This window comes from Streptomyces sp. DS1-CR2, assembly GCF_055760475.1.
The window spans coordinates 1,274,841-1,294,940 of record NZ_CM147085.1 but is presented as its reverse complement, the minus strand read 5'-3'; the positions used below and the strand labels follow the sequence as shown (position 1 = coordinate 1,294,940).

Below are 20,100 nucleotides of genomic sequence, written 5' to 3'. Positions count from 1 at the left end.
GCGCTCGGCTGTATGGGTCGCGGATCCGGCGCAAGGGGTCAACCCCTGGGCCCTGGACGAGCAGGCTGCGGCACCGATTTTGCTGGAGAACTATCGCACCTGCGCGGGCGGCCGCGTCCGCTCCTGAGTCGGACTCGAGCACCTCTTCTACTGCAGCGCGGAGAATTTCAAAGCGGCCGCCGCGCTTGCCGAGGAGTTCGACACCGGACTGCACACACTCCCCCGAGACCATCTGGGAAGTCGAGGAATCCCTCCGGCAGTTCGGACGCCGCCCGATCGAGGAGTTCTACAACAGGGGCATTCTCGGCCCGCACACCGTGGTCGCCCACTGCGTATGGCTCGACGACCGGGAGACTGTGACTGCGAAGACCTGGCGCCAGCGTTCCCGCGGGACCAGCCGGGAAAGGACGGCCAGCCAGATCCGGTCGGCGGGCTCATAGCGGACCCGGGCGATCTGGCGGCGCAGCACCGCGTTCTCGTGCTGCAACGCCAACACCTCGGCGTCTTTCGCCATGCGGCTGCGCAGCACGGCAGCAGGCACCTTGATCAAAATGCGGACCAGCGTGGTGACGATCGACAGCGGCATCGAAGGATCATCCCAGGCGCCGTGGAGGCCGCTGCCTCGCGCGGAGAAGCTGCAGGCCAGACCCAGAATCGTAGTTCCGAGCGGGACAGGAAGGGTTGCCTGTCAGCGGGCCGGGGCCGATGACCACATGAGCGGGGCGAACCCGCGCCGTGGGCGCTGACAATCGTGACCGTCCGTCAGTTTCGACGCGCTCCGTGACGACGTCGAGAAGGCCGAGCACGCGGTCTCACCTGGTGGTCACTCGCGTTGACATTCTTTTCAGGACCTGCCTAACTTGCGGCGCAGACCGAGATGCCCCAGGGCCGGAGAAGTGATGGTGACAGCGATGTACGCAGCTGACGGGACGGCCGCATGGCGGCCCCTCGGCCGCGTCTCGCTGTGCGCGAACCGCTCCGTCGACCTGATGCGTGTCAACAGCGCCCTGTGTACGGCCGCTTGTTGCGCCCTCTGTCAAGGCTGATGGCTTTCTGAGTCTCTGACGACCACCGCTGTCGCGGTGTGCCCTCTCCCCGCCCAGCCCCCGATCCGCGTGTACCCGTGCGTCGCGTCGTGCCGAGCTGTTCCCGCTCGGCGCGGTACTGCCGCATTCCGTGATCCGGGGTGTCCGAATCCGCTGGAGCCCACCATGAGTGAATCTCCGGGCATCGCTGTGTCCTCCGGATCAGCACCGCCCGCCGAGGCGATCCCCCGCCTCGACACCCCCGCCGCGCCAAAGCCCCTTGAGGCGCAGCGGGTCCTTCCGCTGCGGCGTCCCGGCCGCTGGATCATCACGGCCGTCGTGCTCGTGCTTGTCGCCCAGATCACCCACGGGCTGGTGACCAACCCGTTCTACCAGTGGGACCGCTTCCGCTACTGGTTCCTGCGCCCCACCATCCTCGACGGGCTCGTCATCACCCTCGAAGTGACCGCGTTCAGCGCGGTGTTGGGGCTGCTCGGCGGGATCCTGATCGCGCTCGGGCGGCTCTCCGGGAATCCAGTGCTGCGGGCCGTGACCTGGGTCTACACCGGGCTGTTCCGGTCCGTGCCGCTGATCGTCCTGCTGATCTTCCTCTACAACTTCAGTGCCCTGTACAAGACGGTGAGCCTCGGGGTGCCTTTCGGGCCCGCCTTCTTCACCTTCGACGAGTCGAAGCTCGCCACCGACATGGTGGTCGCGGTCGTCGGTCTCAGCCTCAACGAGGCGGCGTACGCGTCCGAAGTGGTGCGCGGCGGCATCCTCTCCGTCGACCAGGGGCAGCACGAGGCGGCCGCCGCGCTCGGTCTGCCCAAGGGCTACCAGTTCACCCGGATCGTCTTCCCGCAGGCCCTCAGGTCCATCACCCCGAACTACGTCAACCAGCTGATCGGCCTGATCAAGGGCACATCGCTGGTGTTCTACGTGTCGCTGCTCGACCTGTTCGGCTCGGTGCAGACGATGGGCAGCACCTACCCCGGCGACATCGTGCCGCTGCTGCTGGTCGCCACCGTCTGGTACCTGATCCTCACCAGTGCCGTGTCCGTCGTCCAGTTCTACGTCGAGCGGTACTTCTCCCGGGGCGCCACCCGCACCCTGCCGCCGACCCCGTTGCAGAAACTCCGCGCCGGCCTCAGGGAGTTGCGGGAGCGTGCGCGCAGGGAGGTCGCCGTATGAGCACCGAGACCGCCGAGATCCTGACGACCGCGGCGCCCGCCGCCGTCGAGGTGCACAACGTGCACAAGTGGTACGGCGCCCACCGGGTGCTGGACGGCGTCGACCTGACCGTACGGCCCGGCGAGGTCACCGTCATTCTCGGCCCGTCCGGCTCCGGCAAGTCCACGCTGCTGCGGGTCATCAACCACCTGGAGAAGCCCGAGGTCGGCTATGTCAGCGTCAACGGCGAGCTGATCGGCGTACGGCGCCAGGGCGACCGAAGGGAGATGGGGGTCCCCCCGGCCGAAGGCTGGGGGAGGCTCAAGGAGCTGAGCGAGCGGACCATCCTGGCCCAGCGCAGCCGTATCGGCTTCGTCTTCCAGAACTTCAACCTCTTCCCCCACCTCACCGTCCTGGACAACGTGGCCGCCGCCCCGGTCGCCACCGGGAAGCTCACCAAGCCCCAGGCTCAGGAGCTGGCCCGGGAACTGCTCGGCCGGGTGGGCCTGGCCGACAAGACCGATGCCTATCCACGGCAGTTGTCCGGCGGCCAGCAGCAGCGGGTGGCCATCGCCCGCGCCCTGGCCCTACGGCCCGGCGTGATCCTCTTCGACGAACCCACCTCCGCCCTCGACCCCGAGCTCGTGGGCGAAGTCCTCGCTGTCATCAAGGACTTGGCGACCAGCGGCACGACCCTCGTCGTCGTCACGCACGAGATCGGCTTCGCCCGCGAGGTCGCCGACCAGGTCGTGTTCATCGACAACGGCCGGATCGTCGAGCAGGGACCGCCGTCCGAGGTCCTCGACCACCCGAAACACGAGCGCACCAGGGACTTCCTCAGCAAAGTCCTCTGACCGCCACCGACTCCACCTCACTGCTCACCGCTCACCATCAAGGACATCCATGCGCACCCTCAGCTTTCGCAGCAGACTCCTCCACGGCCTGACCGCGGGCACCGCCGTCGCCACGCTCGCCGCCGGACTCGCCGCCTGCGGGGGCAGCGGCGAGGCCGCCACCACGACCGACGCCGCCGGCACGGTCACCGTGGGACAGCTGTCCAACGGGGCCGCCAAGCAGACCGCGCTCAAGGTGGCCGAGGTGAAGTCGATCAGCGCCGAGCTGCCCGCGTCGGTCAGCAAGAGCGGCAAGCTGGAGATAGGCGTCGGCGCCCTGCCCGCAGGATTCCCGCCGCTGGCGTACGTCGGCTCGGACCAGGAGACCCTCACCGGCGCCGAACCCGACTTCGGTCGCCTGGTCGCCGCCGTCCTCGGCCTCAAGCCGGCGCTGAAGAACTCCACTTGGGAGAACATGTTCGTCGGTATCGACAGCGGCAAGGTCGACGTGGCCTTCTCCAACATCACCGACACCGAGGAGCGGAAGAAGAAGTACGACTTCGCCTCCTACCGCAAGGACAATCTCGGCTTCGAGGTGCTGAAGAAGAGCACCTGGAACTTCGACGACAACTACGAGAATCTCGCCGGGAAGACGGTCGCCGTCGACAACGGCACCAACCAGGAGAAGATCCTCCTGGAGTGGCAGGCGAAGCTGAAGAAGGAGGGCAAGACCCTCACTGTCAAGAACTACGCCAGCAAGAATGCCGTCAACCTGGCGCTGACCGGCGGCAAGATCGACACCTACTTCTCCGCCAACCCGGGCGTCGCCTACCACATCACGCAGACGGCCAAGTCGCCCAACCCGACGCGCAGCGGGGGCACGTTCTCCGGGGCCGGTGCCACGATCCAGGGCCTGATCGCGGCGACCACCAAGAAGGACAGCGGGCTCGCCAAGCCCATCGCCGACGCGATCAACTACCTGATCAAGAACGGTCAGTACGCCAAGTGGCTCGCCGCCTACAACCTCTCCAACGAGGCCGTCGCCACGTCCGAGGTCAACCCGGCCGGCCTGCCGCTCGACAACTCCTGACCGCCGTCCGCCCACCGGGCTCCGCCGTGACACGGCGGGGTCCCGGCCGCGCCCCGCAGCGTCCCAGACAGGGGAGACTCAGCACCGCCATGTCCACCAGCGTCCACCACGCCCCGTCCCCGAGCCCGACGGAACCGCACATCCTGGACAACGCCGCCTGGGCCGCGCTGACCGGCCCGCACGCCCACCTCGCCGAGCGCGTCGGCCGGGCCGCCCGCTACCCCACGGACGTCTCCCCGTTCACCGCCCTGGAAGACCCCGCCGATCCCGGCGCCTGGGACGACCTGGCCGCACTGGTCGGACCCGGCACCGTCACCCCGGTCACCGGGGTTCAGACTGTGCCCGAGGGCTGGGAGATCGAGCAGAGCGGTGACGGCGTCCAGATGGTCGACACCGCGCTGTACGCCGAACCCGCACCCGAAGCGGTACGTCTCGGGCCCGCCGACGTGCCCGAGATCCTCGGCCTGATCGCCCTCACCCAGCCGGGCCCCTTCCGGCCCCGTACCGTCGAGCTGGGCACCTATCTCGGCATCCGGGACCGCGGGCGGCTGATCGCCCTGGCCGGCGAACGCCTCCGTCCGCCGGGGTGGACCGAGATCAGCGCCGTCTGCACCCACCCGGACCACCGCGGCCGGGGCCTGGCCACCCGGCTGGTCCGCGCGGTCGCGGCGGGGATCAGGGAACGCGGCGACACCCCTTTCCTCCACGCCGCAGCGAGCAACACCCACGCGATCCGGCTCTACGAGTCCATCGGGTTCACCCTGCGCCGCCGCACGCGGTTCGCGCTCGTCCGCACGCCGGGCGGACAGCCGGAAACGCAAGGCCGGGACGGACAAGAAGCCGGACAGCCGGAAGACGAGGCATAGTCGTGGTGTTGTGCTTTCTGATCAGCGAGTGGCGCCCCTTCGGTGAGGCGCGAGCGCGAGGCCGACAAGGACCCCGGGATCGCTGGGCCGGGCGGGCGGAGGTGAGGCACATGCGTCCCGTGTCCCGTCACCGCGTCGTGAAAACCGGCCCGCCCCGCCGCCTGCACCTGTACTCCCGGCCACACATCGACCTGCTGCGCGTGGCCGGCGAGCTCTGTTGCTCCTGACCCTCCCCCAACCTTCGGCCGGGGGACCCCCACCTTGCAGCCGCACCCTTCGTACGGGGCCGGCTCCCTCGTACGGCTGATCAGGAAGGCGTCACTCCTTTGTCCTCGTCACCCTCCCCTCTGCACCTCGCCGTCGCACTCGACGGCGCCGGCTGGCATCCGGCCGCCTGGCGCGAGCCCGTCGCCCGGCCCCGCGAACTGCTCACCGCCGCCTACTGGACCGACCTCGTCACCGAGGCCGAGCGCGGTCTGCTCGACTTCGTGACCATCGAGGACGCCCTCGGCCTTCAGTCCACGTCCTTCGCCGAACTCGACGGCCGCACCGACCAGGTCCGCGGACGCCTGGACGCCGTCCTCATCGCCGCCCGGGTCGCCCCGCTGACCAGCCACATAGGTGTGGTGCCGACGGTGGTGGCCACCCATACGGAGCCGTTCCACATATCCAAGGCGATCGCCACCCTCGACTACGTGAGCACCGGCCGTGCGGGCCTGCGCGTACAGATCACGGCTCGCCAGAACGAGGCCGCGCACTTCGGGCGTCGTACGTTGCCGCCGTTGCGGATAGAGGACTACGACACGCCTGCTGTGCAGGAAGTGATGGCCGACGCCTTCGACGAGGCCGCTGACCATGTCGAGGTCGTGCGCCGGCTGTGGGACAGCTGGGAGGACGACGCGGAGATCAGGGACGTCGCCACCGGCCGCTTCATCGACCGGGACAAGCTGCACTACATCGACTTCGAGGGCAAGCACTTCAGCGTCAAGGGCCCTTCGATCACGCCCCGCCCGCCCCAGGGCCAGCCGATCGTCAGCGCCCTGGCCCACGCGACCATCCCCTACCGGTTGGTGGCCCGGGCCGCCGACATCGGCTACGTCACCCCGCACGACGCAGGCCAGGCCCGTGCCATCGTCGCGGAGATCCGTGCCGAGCAGACGGCGGCCGGCCGCGCCGACGAGACCCTGCACGTCTTCGGCGACCTGCTGGTCTTCCTCGACGACGATCCCGCCGAAGCCGTGGCCCGCCGGGACCGCCTGGACGCCGTCGCGGGGGAGCCGTACACCAGCGACGCCCGGATCTTCACCGGCACCCCCGCCCAACTCGCCGATCTGCTCCAGGAACTGCAGTCGGCCGGACTGAGCGGTTTCCGGCTGCGTCCCGCCGTCGCCGGGCACGACCTGCCGGCGATCACCCGGGGCCTGGTCCCCGAACTCCAGCGCCGGGACGCCTTCCGCCGCGACTACGAGGCCGACACCCTGCGCGGGCTGCTGGGGCTCACCCGTCCCGCCAACCGCTACGCCGCTGCCGCAGCCACCGCCTGAGCCGGAGGGACCGTACGACATGAGCAAGCCCCTGAAGCAGATCCACCTGGCCGCCCACTTCCCCGGCGTCAACAACACCACAGTGTGGAGCGACCCCGAGGCCGGCAGCCATATCGAGTTCAGCTCCTTCGCGCACTTCGCGCGGACTGCCGAGCGCGCCAAGTTCGACTTCCTGTTCCTCGCGGAGGGGCTGCGGCTGCGCGAACAGGGCGGAAAGATCCACGACTTGGACGTGGTCGGCCGCCCCGACACCTTCACGATCCTCGCCGCGCTCGCCGCCGTCACCGAGCACCTCGGACTGACCGGAACCATCAACTCCACCTTCAACGAGCCCTACGAGGTGGCCCGCCAGTTCACCAGCCTCGACCACCTCTCCGGCGGCCGCTCCGCATGGAACGTCGTCACCTCCTGGGATGCGTTCACCGGTGAGAACTTCCGCCGGGGCGGCTTCCTGCCGCAGGAGGAGCGCTACTCCCGGGCCAAGGAGTTCCTGGCGACCGCGAACGAGCTGTTCGACTCCTGGCACGGTGACGAGATCCTCGCCGACCAGGCCACCGGCGCCTTCCTGCGTGACGCCAAGGCCGGCGCCTTCGTCCACCAGGGGCAACACTTCGATATCCACGGCCAGTTCAGCGTGCCGCGCTCGCCGCAGGGCCGCCCGGTGATCTTCCAGGCCGGGGACTCGGAGGAGGGCCGGGAGTTCGCGGCTTCCAGCGCCGACGCCGTCTTCAGCCGATACAGCACCCTCGACGGGGGTCAGGCCTTCTATACCGACGTCAAGGCCCGCCTCGCCAAGTACGGCCGCAGGGCGGACCAGTTGCTGATTCTCCCGGCCGCGACCTTCGTGCTCGGCGACACCGATACCGAGGCCGAGGACCTGGCCAAGGAGGTGCGCCGCCAGCAGGTCAGCGGCGCCACCGCCATCAAGCACCTCGAGTTCGTGTGGAACCAGGACCTGTCCTCGTACGACCCGGACGGCCCGCTGCCCGACATCGACCCGGACGTCAGCGACAACCACATCTCCAAGGGGCGCGCCCAGGCGCGCATGTACCGCGACCCGCGGGCCACCGCCCGCGAGTGGCGCGAACTCGCCGCGGCCAACAAGTGGTCCATCCGCGACCTGGTCATCGAGACCGGCAACCGCCAGTCCTTCATCGGCTCACCGGCCACCGTCGCGAAGACCATCAGCGACTTCGTCCAGGCCGACGCCAGCGACGGCTTCATCCTCGCCCCGCACATCACCCCGGGCGGCCTCGACACCTTCGCCGACAAGGTGGTCCCGCTCCTCCAGGAACAGGGCGTCTTCCGCACCGCGTACGAGGGCCCGACCCTGCGCGACCACCTCGGCCTGGCCCACCCCGACGAGGTGCGCGACGAGCGGGCGGCATCATGAAGTTTCTCGCCATCACCCTGATTGTGCACGCCCCGCACCCGGTGACGGGCATACGAAAGCCCACCCAGGACCGCTTCCGCGAGGTGCTCGACAACGGGCTGCTCGCCGAGGAGCTGGGCTTCGACGGCTTCGGCGTGGGGGAGCGGCACGAACGGCCCTTCATCTCCTCCTCGCCACCCGTCGTCCTCAGTCACATCGCCGCCCTCACCTCTCGGATCCGCCTGTTCACGGCAGTCACTACGCTCAGCCTCCTCGACCCGGTGCGGGCGTACGAGGACTACGCGACTCTGGACCATCTCTCCGGCGGACGCCTTGAGCTGATCATCGGCAAGGGCAACGGGGCCGCCCAGCGGGACCTGTTCCAGGTCACCCCCGAGGACCAGTGGGACCGCAACGCCGAGAGCTACGAGGTGTTCCGCAAGATCTGGCGCCAGGACAAGGTGACCGCCGCGACCCGCTTCCGCCCGGGACTCGAGGACGCGGAGGTGTGGCCCCGGCCCCTCCAGCAGCCGATCCGGGTCTGGCACGGCAGCGCGACCAGCAAGGAGTCGGTCGACCTGGCCGCCCGCTACGGCGACCCGCTCTTCTCCGCCAACGTCACCAACTCCATAGAGCCCTATGCCGAGTTGATCCGCTACTACCGAGAGCGCTGGGAGTACTACGGCCACGATCCGGCCGCCATCGCGGTCGGCGCGGGGACGGCGGGCCTCTACGCGGCCCGCACCTCCCAGGAGGCGATCGCCGCCTACCGGCCCGTGTTCGAGGGGAACCTGGCGTTTCAGGAGCGGCTGGGTCTCGAGCCGGTGTTCTCGACCCTGGAGGACTTCGTGGAGCGCAGCTCGGCGCTGATCGGCAGCCCCCAGCAGATCATCGAGAAGGTACACCGCTACCACGAACGATTCGGGCACACGGTGCTGCATCTGCAAGCGGACGCAGGAGGACTGACGGAACGTCAACACCGAGACTCCCTCGAACTCTTCCAGTCGGACATCGCGCCGGTGCTGCGCCGCGAGATCCCCGATCCGCCGTTTTCATGGGGCCCGGTCCTCGCGGAGCCCGTGCCCGCGCCCGTGCCCGCCGACCACTGAGGAGCTCTCCGTACATGTCCGACATCCCCCTCAGCGTCCTGGACCTGGTCCCGATCTCGTCCGGTTCCACCGCCACCGAGGCGCTGCGCAACTCCATCGACCTGGCCCGGCAGGCCGAGAGCTTCGGGTACGCCCGCTACTGGTTCGCCGAGCACCACCTCAACCCGGGCGTGGCCGGGACCTCGCCCGCGGTCGTCCTCGCTCTGACCGCTTCCGCGACCTCGACCATCCGGCTCGGGTCCGGTGCCGTACAACTGGGCCACCGCACCGCCCTGTCCACGGTCGAGGAGTTCGGCCTGATCGACGCACTGCACCCCGGGCGCCTCGACCTGGGGCTCGGCCGCTCCGGCGGACGCCCGCCCGGCGGGCCCGCCACCCCGCTGCCGACCGCGACTGCGGTGGTCGACGGCCGCGCCCCGGGCGGCCTGCGCATCCCGCCCCGGTTCTCGTTCGAGCACCTGCTCGGCTCACCGCGTGTCGCGCTCCAGCGGAAGCTGCTCCTCCTGCCGAACGCCGAGTCGCAGCCCTACGGCGAGCAGATCGACGACATCCTGGCGTTGCTGGCGGGCACGTACCGCTCCGCTGACGGTGTTGAGGCCCACGTCGTGCCGGGGGAGGGCGCCGATGTCGAGATCTGGATCCTGGGCAGCAGTGGAGGCGAGAGCGCCGAGGTTGCGGGCCGCAACGGTCTGCGGTTCGCGGCGAACTACCACGTCAGTCCGGCTACGGTACTGGAGGCGGCGGAGGGCCATCGCGCCGCGTTCCAGCCTTCCGACGTCCTGGACAAGCCGTACGTCAGCGTGTCCGCGGACGTCGTGGTCGCCGAGGACGACGAGACCGCCCGCGAACTCGCCACAGGCTACGGCCTGTGGGTTCGCAGCATCCGTACGGCCGAGGGCGCGATTCAGTTCCCCACGCCGGACGAGGCCCGCGCCCACGCATGGTCCGACGCTGACCGGGCGCTGGTCCAGGACCGCCTCGACACTCAGTTCGTCGGCTCCCCGGGCCGGGTCGCCGACCAGCTGGCCCAGCTCCAGGAGGCCACCGGCGCCGACGAACTGCTGATCACCACGATCACCCACGGCCACGCGGACCGGGTGCGATCCTACGAGTTGCTGGCCGAGGAATGGCGCAAGAGGTGAGGTGCGAGACGTTCAGCGCCAGAACTGACGGGTGATCAGCGGGTGGCGGCGCGACAGAGCGCGGTTGCGACAGGTACGAGGTCGACGCAGCGGCGCGGCAGGTCAGCGACTGGCGTGGCATGCGGCGATGCATGAATGGGTGACGCGGAGGCGACCGTTCCTCGGTGCCTCGGCAACGGGCCGTGCGGACGTCGTGCCACCCGGCACTACGCCGTGGGCGACTACGGCGACGGTGCTCGCGCCAACCGCGAGGTCATCGGAGTGGAGCCCCGGTGCGCCAGCCATTGCCTGAGACGCTCGGCGAAGTGTCGTGCGCCTGCCGCCCTTTGGCCGTGGGCGCACGGCCCTCTCATCCCGTGTGAGGCCCGGGTTCGCGCCGCACAGCGGTGCGCAGCGCGGCGGCCGACGGGAGGGGGAGGCGGCGGGCTCCGCCTCCCCCTGGAGCTTCTCGACGGGGCCGATGCTGCTGCCGAAGACGTGTCGTCACGGCTGTCCGTATGTGCGCAGGGCCAGGCGGGTGCGCAGGCGGGTCAGGCGGTCGATCTCGGCGTCGAGGGCCGCGAGTCTGCGGTCGACCACCCCGGAGGCGGGGACTGCGGAGTCGGGGTGCCCGCACCGCCGTTGCGGATTCTCGACCAGCAGGCCGATCCGGTCGGCGACACCGCGCAGATCCTCGACGGTGAGCCCGAGCGCCAGCAGCTCACGGATGACGCGGACTCTGGCCACCTCGCCCGGCCCGTACTCACGTTGCCCGGTGGCGGTGCGCCGCGGTGGTGGCAGTAGTCCGCGTTCCTCGTAGAACCGCAGTGCCCGTGGGGTGGTCCCCGCCGCTGCCGCCGCATCTCCGATCCGCATGTCCGACCTCGCGCCTCAGCCTCCGTCACCGCGACCGAGCGCGACGACGCATCACCGGGGCGGCAACTCCACGACGACGGTCCCGAAATGCCGCCCCTCGAACAGTTCCTGCAACGCCCGCGGCGCGTGATCCATGCCCGGGATCCGTACATGCGGGAAGGCGATCTCGCCGGAGCGCAGCCAGTCCCCGAAGCGCTTGGTCCATTCCTCCGTCGCCTCCGGATGGTCCGCACCCCGGTAGCCGTGCAGCGAGACGCCCTGGTTGACGAGCCGGAAGGTGTCGATCTCCGCGGGTGCGCTGCCATCGTCCCGGCGCGGCGACAACTGTCCTGACAGTGCGCCGACCAGTGCGAAGCGGGCGCCCCGGCGCGCGGCGCGAACAGCCGCGGTCAGCTGGTCACCGCCGACGGTGTCCAGCAGCACGTCGATGCCGTCTGGCGCCGCCGCGGCCAGTTGCTCGTCGATCGGCCGGGGTCCCGGCACCACGACCGCGTCGTAGCCCAGTTCGGCCCGAAGCCGCTCGGCCTTGTCCGGTGAACGGGTGCTCCCGATGACCCTCGTGGCGCCCAGCAGATGCGCGACGGGGCCCGCCAGCGTTCCCACGGCTCCCGCCGCGCCCGTGACGAACACGGTGTCGCCGGGGCGGACTTCGGCGAGCCGGGTCAGCGCTCCGTAGGCGGCCGACCCGGACGACAGGTGGGCCACCGGGTCGGGCAGGGCATCGCCCAGCGGAGTGCAGTCGGCCGCCGCCACCAGCGCGTGCTCGCGCCACCCGAGCAGATGCGTGACCGTGTCCCCCGGGCGCAGCGGACCGCCGGGCGCGGCCGCGACGACCTCACCGACAGCGGGACCGAACAGCACGTCGCCGGCGTGGATGCGGGGCAGCGGGACGCCGTCGACCTGGCCGCCGATCAGGGTGCGCAGCCCGGGGAACACGAGGAAGTACCGGTTCCGGACGACGACTTGCCCCTGACCGGGGACCGGGACCGGCTTCTGGGTGATCGTGAAGTGCTCAGGCCCGGGCAGCCCGCCGGGGATGTCGGCCAGCAGGATCTCGCGGGTCGTGGAGGGCAGGACAGCGGCCATGTCGGGGCTCCTGATTAGGTTCGAGGGTGAGCGCGGGCTGTGACAGCCGGACCGGGCCGGCTGTCGGCGCGCAGACGCTAACCCCTGACGCGCACGTCAAAGGCAAGACAGCTGCGGCCACCCGACACGAGGGCAACTCCTCGACGAGCGCGGTACGTTCGCGCAATGCGGCGCCGTACCGTGCCGACGCGAACGAGCGGCTGCTACCCACCGGGCGCCACGGGAACAGCGGACTGGCGAGGTACGACTCCTGCTGTACGGCGCACCACCATCGCCCCGGCGGCGGGTCGCCGCAGCCACAGGCACCGACGTCCCAGGGCGGTCGGCTTCCTGACGCGAACGCTCCGTTGACACCTTCCGCCCCACGTGCTTGCATCCCGTCATGCCGTTGTCGGAGCCCCTGACCCGCCGCCGCGCCGTGGACCTCGTACGGGTGGCCGCCGCGCTGTGTCGGACGACCGGCTGATCACGCGCCTCCTCGCAGCTCCGTCAGTAGCCCTGTTGAACAAGCCAGTTGTGTAGGCGTCGGCCCTACCCGCGGATGCCCGTGCCCGTGCCCAGGCACGCGCCGACCCCTCTCGTTCTTTTCGCCCCATCATGACGAGGACCCGCCATGCCTTCACCCACTCCCGCCGGTCACCGCTACGAAACCGACTACGACCGCCGCAGGCTGCGCCAGTGGCTGGCCGGTGAGGCCAGGGCCGACGGGGTCACCCGCCGCCGGCTGCTCACCCTGCTCGCCGCGACCGCCGCTGGGACCGCACTGGGCGCCACGCGGCCCGCCCACGCCGCCGACGGGCCGATCGTCAAGCCCCTGCCGCCCGAGTGGTTCATCGAGCGCGGCACCAACGCCGAGACGCGCTGGGAGGCGCTGCGCGGAACCGGCCACCACACTCCCAACGAGCTGTTCTTCGTGCGCAACCACACCGCCACCCCCGTTCTGAAAGCCGAGGACTGGCGGCTGCGGCTGTGGGGGAGTGGGCTGCGCGGCACCCCCGGCGAGGACCGGCCGGTGGAGTTCGGGTACGACGATCTGCGAGCCCTGCCGGCCGTCACCCGTACTGCCTTCGTCGAGTGCGCCGGAAACGGCCGCTCCTTCTACGCGACGCAGCAGGGCGAGACGGTCGCCGGCACCCCGTGGACTCTGGGGGCCATCGGCGTCGCACGCTGGCGTGGGGTGCGCCTGGCCGACGTGCTGCGCAGGGCCGGGCTGTCCCCCTACACCGTGGACGTGCAGCCGCGCGGCCTGGACGCCGAGTACGTCAGCGGCGGCGAGAGCCTGGGCCGGGTACGCCGTCCGCTGCCGCTGGCCAAGGCGCTGGACGACGTACTGCTCGCGTACGAGATGAACGGTGAGAGGCTTCCGTACGACCACGGGTATCCGGTGCGGGTGTTGGTGCCCTCCTGGGTGGGGATCGCGTCGATCAAGTGGGTCGGCGACATCGAGGTGTCTGCGCAGCCGCTCTTCTCGCCCTGGAACACCACCTTCTACCGGCTGTTCGGCCCCTCCCACCCGGAGGGCGGCAGTGCGCCGCTCACCCGGCAGGCCACGAAGAGCGCCTTCGAGCTGGCGAGCGGGGCCACGTTCACGGCGGGCCGCAGGCACGTACTGCACGGACGGTCGTGGTCGGGTGCGGGCGCCGTCGCCCGGGTCGACGTCAGTACCGACGGCGGGGCGAACTGGCGGCCCGCCCGCCTGCACGACCGGCCCCGCGCCGGTACCTGGACCCGCTGGTCCCTCGGTTGGCAGCCCGACGCACCCGGCGCCACCCACCTGCTGGCCCGCGCCACGGACACGGCCGGCCGCACTCAACCGGACACCGCCGTGCCGAACACGCAGGGGTACCTGTTCGACGCCGTGGTGCGGCATCCGGTGAGCGTGGTGTGACGGTCAGCCGTCCCGGCCAGAGCTGGTGCCGTCGGAGGCGGGGGCGGCGACGTACCGGCGCTGCTGAAGGGTGCCGGCCAGGAAGGGACGAGCGACGGGCGACTTGCGGGCAAGGCTCAGGCTGATGCCCTGGACGGGCGCCATGCCGACAGCTGATGGACCGGTTCCGTGGCGGCGCGCTCGGTCCCGGCCACCGTGAGGGTGAGGCGCAGGCCTGGCTCGGCGGTGGCGGTGAGGACGATCGCACGTCCCTGATGTCGTGCGGCGAGGCAGCACCGGGCCATGGAGCGTGTGTCCTGTTGGTCCGGCGGGTGCCCGCCGGACCCTGTCGCGCACACTGAGCCGGCGGGGGCGCGGGCTGTCGGCCGGTCGCCGTCACTTCGTCTGGCCGGCAGCCCGGCTCAGGACCCGCCGCGCTCGCGGGGGATCTTCTGACCCGCCTCGATCGCCACCGGCAGTCGGTTCTCGGCCGGTGGCAGTGGGCAGGTGGCCAGGTCCGTGTAGGCGCACGGCAGGTTCGCGGCGCGGTTGAAGTCCAGGACGACGGTGCCGTCGGCGGCGGGCGGCTCGAGGGCCAGAACCCGGTTGGCGGCGTAGGTGGTGATCCCGGAGGTCGCGTCGGTGAAGAGCGCCATCAGCCGGCCCTCACCACGCCCGGGGAACGCGATCAGGGACAGCAGGCGCCCGTCCAGCTCGAACTCGATCCTGCCTGGAGCGTCGTACACATGCTCAAGGTCCTCGACCGCGGCGCCGACGGTGGTTGGCCGCGGCTCGTCGAAGGGGATGTAACGGCCCGTCACGGCCCAGCGCGGGTCGGGGGCGTAGGCGGGTGTTCCGGTGAAGGCCGTGCGCAGCGGTGCGTCCGGGTGCCGGGGGCGCACGATGTCGTTGCCGCCGCGCTTGGCGACCTCGATGACGGCGTCTCCCCAGACCGCGTCGACGCCGCCGCGTTCGGGAAGCACGCCGAAGTGGTGTTCGCCCCGCACCGGCGTTCCGTCGACGACGAGTTCCTCACCGTCGTCGAGGGCTACGACGACCCCGTCGGGGCTGGTGTGCCACGCACCGGGCGCGTCGGGGAAGCGCTGCGGCCGGTCGTCGAGCCAGTGCAGGCCGGTGATCGCCAGGAACCCGTGCGGGTCGGCGAGCCGGGCCTCCTGGGCGCGGTACCAGTCCAGCCAGTTTTCGGTGAAGGCCTGGAGGTCCGGTGCGGTGGCCTCGGTGGTCATAGGTTCTCCTTCGTCACGCGAGGCTCGGCCTCGCACGGGGGTGCAGTTCATCCATCGACCGTCCGGTCGGCGTACTCAGCCGGCCAGTTCGCCGAGGAGTGTCCAGGTGCGTCGGCGGTCCGCCTCTCCCGCGATCTCGGTGCCCGAGAACACGACCTCGGTGGCGCCGGCGTCGCGGTAACGGCGCACCTCGGCTTCGACCGCCTTCTCGTCGCCGATCACGGCCAGGTCGGCGGCCCGACGGCCGCCGGAGAGTTCGATGACCCGCGCGTAGGACGGGAACTGTTCGTAGAACGCGAGGTTCTCGGTAGCCTTCGCCCGCACCTCGTCCACGTCGTCCGTGACCACGCCGGGCACCAGGGCCACGATCCTCGGCGCGGGACGGCCGGCGGCCTCGGCCGCGGCGGTCACGGCGGGGACGATGTGTTCCGCCAGGGCGCGCGGTCCCGCCAGGTAGGGCAGGATCCCGTCCGCCAGCTCGCCGCTGACCCGCAGCGCCTGCGGCCCCATCGCGGCGACCAGCAGGGGGACGCCGTTCTCGGCGCCGGGTACGCGCGCGGGGATCGGGGTGCTGGCGGTGAGCAGTTCGCCGTGGAAGTCGGCGGTGCCGGTCTCGGTCAACTGCCGTAGTGCGGTGAGGAATTCACGCAGGCGGGCGATGGGGCGTTCGAAGGGCAGGCCGAAGCCGGTCTCCGTGAGGAGTTTTGTGCCCAGGGCCAGTCCGAGGTGGTAGCGGCCGTGCGTCGCGGCTTGGGCGGTCTGGGCCTGGCTGGAGACCAGCAGCGGGTGGCGGCCGAAGACGGGGATCGCGGAGGTGCCCACCTGCAGTCCGGGCACCTCGCGCCCGACGATCGCCGCGAGCTGGGGTGAGTCCGCGCCGAAGGTCTGGCCGAACCAGGCCGACCGCAGACCGAAGGCCGCGGCCTCCTGGGCCAGCTCCACGGTGGCGTCGACCTGGTTCTCTGCGTCGGATGTGTTGAGCGCTACTCCAACAGTCATGTCAGTAAGAACCGGCGCCGGCCGAACCCCCATTCCGGTCCCCGTGTTACAGCTTCTTGTCAGTCCTGTGTACAGAGCACCGGTTTGCTCCGGCCCGTGGCCGAGGCGGTCAGCCCGCCTGGCGCCGGTCGGGTGCGGACCGGTGGGTGAGGGGTGCGCGCAGGCCGAGGTGGTCGCGGAGTGTGGTGCCGGTGTACTCGGTGCGGTAGACCCCGCGTTCCTGCAGTTCCGGGACGAGCAGGTCGACGATGTCGTCGAGGCCGTCCGGGATGAGGTACGGCGTGACGTTGAAGCCGTCGACCGCGCCGTGCCGTACGAAGTGGGCGAACTTGTCGGCCAGGCCGGACGGGGTGCCGACGTGCCCGCGCTGCGGGCCGAGCGCGATGACGGTCTCGCGCAGCGACCAGCCGTGCGCCTCCGCCTTCGCACGCCATTCGGCCACGACGGCCCGCGGGTCGGCGATGCGCCGTGCGCCGAAGGAGCCGTCGTTCTCGGCGACGACCGGATCCTCCTTGGGCAATGGCCCGTCGGCGTCGCGGTCGGACAGGTCGATGCCCCACAGCAGCCCGGCGATCCCCAAGGCCGTGGCAAGGGTGACCTGTTGGAGCCGGATCCAGCGCTTCTTCTCCTGGGCCTCCTCCTCGGTGGCGCCGAGGATGATCTCGGTGCCGGGCAGGATCCGCAGGTCGTCGTCGGGTCGGCCGACGGCGCGCAGGCGGTTGCGGAGGTCCTCGGCGAAGGCCAGTGCGTCGTCGAAGTCGTTGCCGTGCGCGGAGAAGATGACATCGGCGTTGCGCGCGGCGAAGTCGCGTCCCTCGCCGGAGTCACCGGCTTGGAAGATGACGGGGTGTCCCTGGGTGCTGCGCGGCAGGGTCGGGGCGAGTTCGACGTCGAACTGCGGTCCGCGGTGGCGTACTTGGTGTACGGCACCGGGCGTCGACCAGGCGGGTGCGCTCGCGGAGCCGGCGACCGCTCCGTCCTCCCAGCCGTCCCAGAGCGCGCGGGCCACGGTGAGGAACTCCTCGGCGCGACGGTAGCGCTCGGCGTGGTCGAGGTAGCCGCCGCGGCGGAAGTTCGCACCCGTCCAGGCGTTGTCCGTGGTCACCACGTTCCAGCCGGCGCGGCCTTCGGAGAGCAGGTCGAGGCCGGAGAGGCGGCGGGCGAGATCGGCGGGCTCGTTGAAGGTGGAGTTGGAAGTGGAGACCAGGCCGATCCGGCGGGTGACCGCGGCCAGCGCCGCGAGCTGGGTGATGGCGTCCGGCCGTCCGGCCACATCGAGATCGTGGATCCTGCCGTCGACCTCGCGCAGCCGTAGCCCCTCGCCGAGGAAGAACGCGTCGAACAGGCCCCGCTCGGCGGTCTGGGCGACCCGGCGGAAGGAGGCCGGGTCGATCTGGGAGCCGCTGTCGGGGGCGGACCAGATGGTCCAGTGGTTGACGCCCTGGAAGAACACCCCGAAGTGCAGCTGGGCGTGCGGCCGGGGGACGTCGAGGGGATCGGTGCGGGTCATCGGGCTTCCTCCTGGACGCGCTCGGCGGCGAAGCGGTTGGCGGGGCGCTCCAGCCCCAGGGTCGAGCGCAGGGACGTGCCCGGCAGGGGGTGGGCGACGAGGCGTCGCTCGGACAGGGCCGGCAGGACGAGGCGGGAGAGGACGAGCAGGTCCTCGTCCAGCACCAGCGGATGCAGCCGTACGCCGTCGACGTGACGGCTCAACGCGTCCAGCAGGGCGATCAGTTGGTCCGCCGAGCCAATGTGCCGCAGCCTGCCCCGGTCGGTCCACGGCGCGTGCCGTTCCAGGTCGGCGACGCGCTCGGCGGCCGTGGCGTCCGGCGTGTCCAGCGCCACCTCGACCTCGGCGAAGACGCGGGGCGTACCCGCGGCAGTGGCAGCCGAGGCGACTGCCGTGAGGTCGCGGCCCTCGACGAGAGCGACCTCGAGCTGTGCGGCGGGAATCCGGCCCGGGCGGCCCAGGACGACGAGCTGCCCCTGGGGCGGGCGCGGCACGATTGCCGGGCCCTTGACGGCATACGTCTCCCCGGTGAAGTCGATGTAGTGGAGCCGCTCGCGGTCTAGGTAGCGGCTCGTGGCCAGGGACCGTATGACCGCGTCGTCCTCCCACGAGTCCCACAGGGCGCGGGCCACCTCCACACCGTCCCGGGACTCCCGGGCCCGCGCGTCGGCGTCGGAGACCAGGGGACGCCCCCAGGCACGGGCCGCCTCGGGACGCTCCTCCTCCGTCACCACCCACCCGGCGCGACCGACGGAGATGTGGTCCAGGGACGCCAACTGGCTGGAGACATGGAAGGGTTCGGCATACGTGACCGGGACGACGGGCGCGATCCCGATGGTGCTCGTGGACGCAGCGACGAAGGCCGCCCGCTCCACCGCGCCGATACGGCCCACGGGGTCCAGTACGGCTCCGGGCGGCAGCACGCCGTCGTCCAGGGTGATCAGGGTGAACCCGGCGTTCTCGGCAACGGCGGCGACCCGGGCCACGCGCCGCGGGGTGAGCAACTGGTCGGGGGAGTGGGCGGCGCGGCGCCAGGCCGCGAGGTGGGCGCCGTCACCGTCGATCTCGACGGCGAGGTGCAGGGCAGGGCCGGACAAGGGGTGTTCCTTCCGAGATACACGCGGACTCGCGGCCGTAAGGCGTAGGCCACTACGAGACAGCCGGCGGGACAGGCCGGCAGGGGTCAGACGTGTACGGAAGGACAGACGGCGGAGGAGGTGCGGCAGTAGTCGACATGCCGCCGGGTGATCAGCCGCGCACCCGTGCACGCACCCTGCGGTGCCGCGCCAGGTACGTGCATCGAAAGCCTCCACCCATCAGAGATGTGCCAGTTGAACGTACGTCGTCCGCCCCTGCGAGTGTCAAGGGCACTTGACGGGAAGACGCCATGCCCCAGGCCCAGCCGGGCCCACAGCTCCCGTTCCACCTTGCTGGGAGGGATGTGACCGGCCGCGCCTTCCGGGTCGGGTGGCCGGGAGGCGGCTGCGCCGGGCCCTCCCGGAACGGCGCCTCCGCTGTGGGCAGGCCCCACAGGCAGCGGCCCATCGCGAGCAGGCCCGGCGTCCAGAGGGCCGGCAGGTCGGCCCAACGCCGTCCGCGTGACATCGGTCCCTCACCACAGTGGGGCCGTGGGCCACAGTGGTTCGGCGGCCCGCTCCTCGGCCTCGCGCAGGACGCGCAGGACGTTGCGGCCGGTGAGGGCCTCCAGCTCGGGCCGGGACCAGCCGCGGTCGGCGAGTTCGCGGAGCAGGACCGGGTAGCCGGAGACGTCGGCGAGGCCGGTCGTCGGCTGGTGGTCAACGCCGTCGTAGTCGCCGCCGAGACCGATGTGGTCCACGCCGGCCACCTCGCGGGCGTGCTCCGTGATCGCCTGGTGCCGGTCAGTCCAGTCCGAGGCCGTGGAGGAGGACGGCCAGTGACTGGTGAGGGCTGTGCCCCGCGGTGTCGACGACCGTGTGCTCACGGTCCCATGGCTCGTACTCCCCGTCGAGAACCTGCTGCCAGTCCGGCAACGGCAGATCCGGAATGTCGACCGACCGCGAGGTCACACGACGCCGGTGCTCGGCCCGGTCGGAGCAGACCACCTCCACCTCGACGACGGGCATACCCGCCCCGACGGCCGTGGCCCGCCACGCGTCACGTGTCACGCCCAGCGGATTGACGGACTCCGCGATCACGGTCAGCCCCTGCCGCAGATGTTCCCCGGCCAGGGCGTATCCGACGACGTAGCCCCCGGGGCCGACGGGATGTCGGGCCAGCCCGGAGCGGACGATCGCCTGCTCGATGGTGTCGATCCGCAGGTGGACCGCGCCGATCCGGGCCGCCAGGAGACGGGCGAGCGTGGTCTTTCCGGTGCCGGGCAGGCCGCCGATGACGATGAGCACG

At 71.1% G+C, this 20,100-nt stretch carries 21 protein-coding genes; 11 read left to right on the top strand and 10 right to left on the bottom strand.

Going from position 1 to position 20,100, the window contains the following annotated elements; translation table 11 throughout:
* Positions 1–286: 286 nt before the first annotated feature.
* A complete protein-coding gene (locus ACY0PA_RS06450) occupies positions 287–586 on the bottom strand; it encodes a hypothetical protein (RefSeq protein WP_473083760.1) in 300 nt (99 codons plus the stop codon).
* A 625-nt stretch (positions 587–1,211) separates the two neighbouring features.
* Between ACY0PA_RS06450 and ACY0PA_RS06445 the strand changes: the two genes are divergently transcribed.
* The 9 genes from ACY0PA_RS06445 (at position 1,212) to ACY0PA_RS06405 (ending at position 10,151) form a co-directional block, all read left to right on the top strand.
* Positions 1,212–2,216 carry an amino acid ABC transporter permease gene (locus tag ACY0PA_RS06445; RefSeq protein WP_473083759.1) on the top strand — a complete coding sequence of 335 codons (1,005 nt, stop codon included), beginning with the start codon at positions 1,212–1,214 and terminating at the stop codon, positions 2,214–2,216.
* The gene (locus ACY0PA_RS06440; RefSeq protein ID WP_473083758.1) at positions 2,213–3,049 is read left to right on the top strand and encodes an amino acid ABC transporter ATP-binding protein; all 837 of its coding nucleotides are present in this window, start codon (positions 2,213–2,215) and stop codon (positions 3,047–3,049) included. The genes ACY0PA_RS06445 and ACY0PA_RS06440 overlap by 4 nt, the downstream gene beginning before the upstream one ends.
* Positions 3,050–3,098: 49 nt before the next feature.
* A complete protein-coding gene (locus ACY0PA_RS06435; protein WP_473083757.1) occupies positions 3,099–4,118 on the top strand; it encodes a transporter substrate-binding domain-containing protein in 1,020 nt (339 codons plus the stop codon).
* An 89-nt stretch (positions 4,119–4,207) separates the two neighbouring features.
* Complete coding sequence (locus tag ACY0PA_RS06430; protein WP_473083756.1) at positions 4,208–4,984, top strand: GNAT family N-acetyltransferase; 777 nt, start codon at positions 4,208–4,210, stop codon at positions 4,982–4,984.
* 110 nt (positions 4,985–5,094) lie between these two features.
* A complete protein-coding gene (locus ACY0PA_RS06425; RefSeq protein WP_473083755.1) occupies positions 5,095–5,211 on the top strand; it encodes a putative leader peptide in 117 nt (38 codons plus the stop codon).
* A 99-nt stretch (positions 5,212–5,310) separates the two neighbouring features.
* Positions 5,311–6,528 carry an LLM class flavin-dependent oxidoreductase gene (locus tag ACY0PA_RS06420; protein WP_473083754.1) on the top strand — a complete coding sequence of 406 codons (1,218 nt, stop codon included), beginning with the start codon at positions 5,311–5,313 and terminating at the stop codon, positions 6,526–6,528.
* Between the two features lie 19 nt (positions 6,529–6,547).
* Entirely contained in the window at positions 6,548–7,921 is a 1,374-nt protein-coding gene (locus tag ACY0PA_RS06415; protein ID WP_473083753.1) for an NtaA/DmoA family FMN-dependent monooxygenase, read from the top strand.
* A complete protein-coding gene (locus tag ACY0PA_RS06410) occupies positions 7,918–9,009 on the top strand; it encodes an LLM class flavin-dependent oxidoreductase (RefSeq protein WP_473083752.1) in 1,092 nt (363 codons plus the stop codon). The genes ACY0PA_RS06415 and ACY0PA_RS06410 overlap by 4 nt, the downstream gene beginning before the upstream one ends.
* Before the next feature lie 14 nt (positions 9,010–9,023).
* Positions 9,024–10,151 (top strand): LLM class flavin-dependent oxidoreductase, encoded by a 1,128-nt coding sequence (locus ACY0PA_RS06405; protein WP_473083751.1) that lies wholly within the window; start codon positions 9,024–9,026, stop codon positions 10,149–10,151.
* 483 nt (positions 10,152–10,634) lie between these two features.
* Here the strand turns inward: ACY0PA_RS06405 and ACY0PA_RS06400 are convergent, their stop codons facing one another.
* Both ACY0PA_RS06400 and ACY0PA_RS06395 read right to left on the bottom strand, forming a co-directional pair.
* Positions 10,635–11,006 carry a MerR family transcriptional regulator gene (locus ACY0PA_RS06400; protein ID WP_473083750.1) on the bottom strand — a complete coding sequence of 124 codons (372 nt, stop codon included), beginning with the start codon at positions 11,004–11,006 and terminating at the stop codon, positions 10,635–10,637.
* Between the two features lie 51 nt (positions 11,007–11,057).
* Positions 11,058–12,092 (bottom strand): MDR family NADP-dependent oxidoreductase, encoded by a 1,035-nt coding sequence (locus ACY0PA_RS06395; protein WP_473083749.1) that lies wholly within the window; start codon positions 12,090–12,092, stop codon positions 11,058–11,060.
* A 382-nt stretch (positions 12,093–12,474) separates the two neighbouring features.
* Here ACY0PA_RS06395 and ACY0PA_RS06390 point away from each other — a divergent pair, with 382 nt between their 5' ends.
* Both ACY0PA_RS06390 and ACY0PA_RS06385 read left to right on the top strand, forming a co-directional pair.
* Positions 12,475–12,558, top strand: a complete 84-nt coding sequence (locus ACY0PA_RS06390; RefSeq protein WP_354775551.1) for a putative leader peptide — start codon at positions 12,475–12,477, stop codon at positions 12,556–12,558.
* Positions 12,559–12,705: 147 nt separating this feature from the next.
* On the top strand, positions 12,706–13,980 hold the full coding sequence (locus ACY0PA_RS06385) for a sulfite oxidase (protein ID WP_473083748.1): 1,275 nt from the start codon (positions 12,706–12,708) through the stop codon (positions 13,978–13,980).
* Positions 13,981–13,983: 3 nt separating this feature from the next.
* Here the strand turns inward: ACY0PA_RS06385 and ACY0PA_RS06380 are convergent, their stop codons facing one another.
* From ACY0PA_RS06380 to ACY0PA_RS06350, 7 genes are all read right to left on the bottom strand, one after another.
* Positions 13,984–14,124, bottom strand: coding sequence for a hypothetical protein (locus tag ACY0PA_RS06380; RefSeq protein ID WP_473083747.1), 141 nt, complete (start codon positions 14,122–14,124; stop codon positions 13,984–13,986).
* 257 nt (positions 14,125–14,381) lie between these two features.
* Positions 14,382–15,206, bottom strand: coding sequence for a DUF1684 domain-containing protein (locus ACY0PA_RS06375; RefSeq protein WP_473083746.1), 825 nt, complete (start codon positions 15,204–15,206; stop codon positions 14,382–14,384).
* A 75-nt stretch (positions 15,207–15,281) separates the two neighbouring features.
* Positions 15,282–16,205 (bottom strand): LLM class F420-dependent oxidoreductase, encoded by a 924-nt coding sequence (locus tag ACY0PA_RS06370; protein WP_473083745.1) that lies wholly within the window; start codon positions 16,203–16,205, stop codon positions 15,282–15,284.
* Positions 16,206–16,314: 109 nt separating this feature from the next.
* On the bottom strand, positions 16,315–17,715 hold the full coding sequence (locus tag ACY0PA_RS06365) for an NtaA/DmoA family FMN-dependent monooxygenase (protein WP_473083744.1): 1,401 nt from the start codon (positions 17,713–17,715) through the stop codon (positions 16,315–16,317).
* Complete coding sequence (locus ACY0PA_RS06360; protein WP_473083743.1) at positions 17,712–18,812, bottom strand: LLM class flavin-dependent oxidoreductase; 1,101 nt, start codon at positions 18,810–18,812, stop codon at positions 17,712–17,714. The genes ACY0PA_RS06365 and ACY0PA_RS06360 overlap by 4 nt, the downstream gene beginning before the upstream one ends.
* Before the next feature lie 515 nt (positions 18,813–19,327).
* Positions 19,328–19,678, bottom strand: coding sequence for a membrane dipeptidase (locus ACY0PA_RS06355; protein ID WP_473083742.1), 351 nt, complete (start codon positions 19,676–19,678; stop codon positions 19,328–19,330).
* The gene (locus tag ACY0PA_RS06350) at positions 19,596–20,099 is read right to left on the bottom strand and encodes a P-loop nucleotide/nucleoside kinase family protein (RefSeq protein ID WP_473083741.1); all 504 of its coding nucleotides are present in this window, start codon (positions 20,097–20,099) and stop codon (positions 19,596–19,598) included. Before ACY0PA_RS06350 ends, ACY0PA_RS06355 begins: the two co-directional genes overlap by 83 nt.
* Position 20,100: the final 1 nt, after the last annotated feature.

Excerpts from the sequence above, each read along its gene's own strand:
- ACY0PA_RS06430 (WP_473083756.1), top strand. The coding sequence starts at position 4,208 with ATGTCCACCAGCGTCCACCACGCCCCGTCCCCGAGCCCGACGGAACCG.
- ACY0PA_RS06450 (WP_473083760.1), bottom strand. The coding sequence starts at position 586 with ATGCCGCTGTCGATCGTCACCACGCTGGTCCGCATTTTGATCAAGGTG.
- ACY0PA_RS06425 (WP_473083755.1), top strand. The coding sequence starts at position 5,095 with ATGCGTCCCGTGTCCCGTCACCGCGTCGTGAAAACCGGCCCGCCCCGC.
- ACY0PA_RS06385 (WP_473083748.1), top strand. The coding sequence starts at position 12,706 with ATGCCTTCACCCACTCCCGCCGGTCACCGCTACGAAACCGACTACGAC.
- ACY0PA_RS06370 (WP_473083745.1), bottom strand. The coding sequence starts at position 16,205 with ATGACTGTTGGAGTAGCGCTCAACACATCCGACGCAGAGAACCAGGTC.
- ACY0PA_RS06415 (WP_473083753.1), top strand. The coding sequence starts at position 6,548 with ATGAGCAAGCCCCTGAAGCAGATCCACCTGGCCGCCCACTTCCCCGGC.
- ACY0PA_RS06445 (WP_473083759.1), top strand. The coding sequence starts at position 1,212 with ATGAGTGAATCTCCGGGCATCGCTGTGTCCTCCGGATCAGCACCGCCC.
- ACY0PA_RS06375 (WP_473083746.1), bottom strand. The coding sequence starts at position 15,206 with ATGACCACCGAGGCCACCGCACCGGACCTCCAGGCCTTCACCGAAAAC.
- ACY0PA_RS06435 (WP_473083757.1), top strand. The coding sequence starts at position 3,099 with ATGCGCACCCTCAGCTTTCGCAGCAGACTCCTCCACGGCCTGACCGCG.
- ACY0PA_RS06390 (WP_354775551.1), top strand. The coding sequence starts at position 12,475 with ATGCCGTTGTCGGAGCCCCTGACCCGCCGCCGCGCCGTGGACCTCGTA.
- ACY0PA_RS06400 (WP_473083750.1), bottom strand. The coding sequence starts at position 11,006 with ATGCGGATCGGAGATGCGGCGGCAGCGGCGGGGACCACCCCACGGGCA.
- ACY0PA_RS06395 (WP_473083749.1), bottom strand. The coding sequence starts at position 12,092 with ATGGCCGCTGTCCTGCCCTCCACGACCCGCGAGATCCTGCTGGCCGAC.
- ACY0PA_RS06365 (WP_473083744.1), bottom strand. The coding sequence starts at position 17,715 with ATGACCCGCACCGATCCCCTCGACGTCCCCCGGCCGCACGCCCAGCTG.
- ACY0PA_RS06405 (WP_473083751.1), top strand. The coding sequence starts at position 9,024 with ATGTCCGACATCCCCCTCAGCGTCCTGGACCTGGTCCCGATCTCGTCC.
- ACY0PA_RS06440 (WP_473083758.1), top strand. The coding sequence starts at position 2,213 with ATGAGCACCGAGACCGCCGAGATCCTGACGACCGCGGCGCCCGCCGCC.
- ACY0PA_RS06380 (WP_473083747.1), bottom strand. The coding sequence starts at position 14,124 with ATGGCGCCCGTCCAGGGCATCAGCCTGAGCCTTGCCCGCAAGTCGCCC.
- ACY0PA_RS06410 (WP_473083752.1), top strand. The coding sequence starts at position 7,918 with ATGAAGTTTCTCGCCATCACCCTGATTGTGCACGCCCCGCACCCGGTG.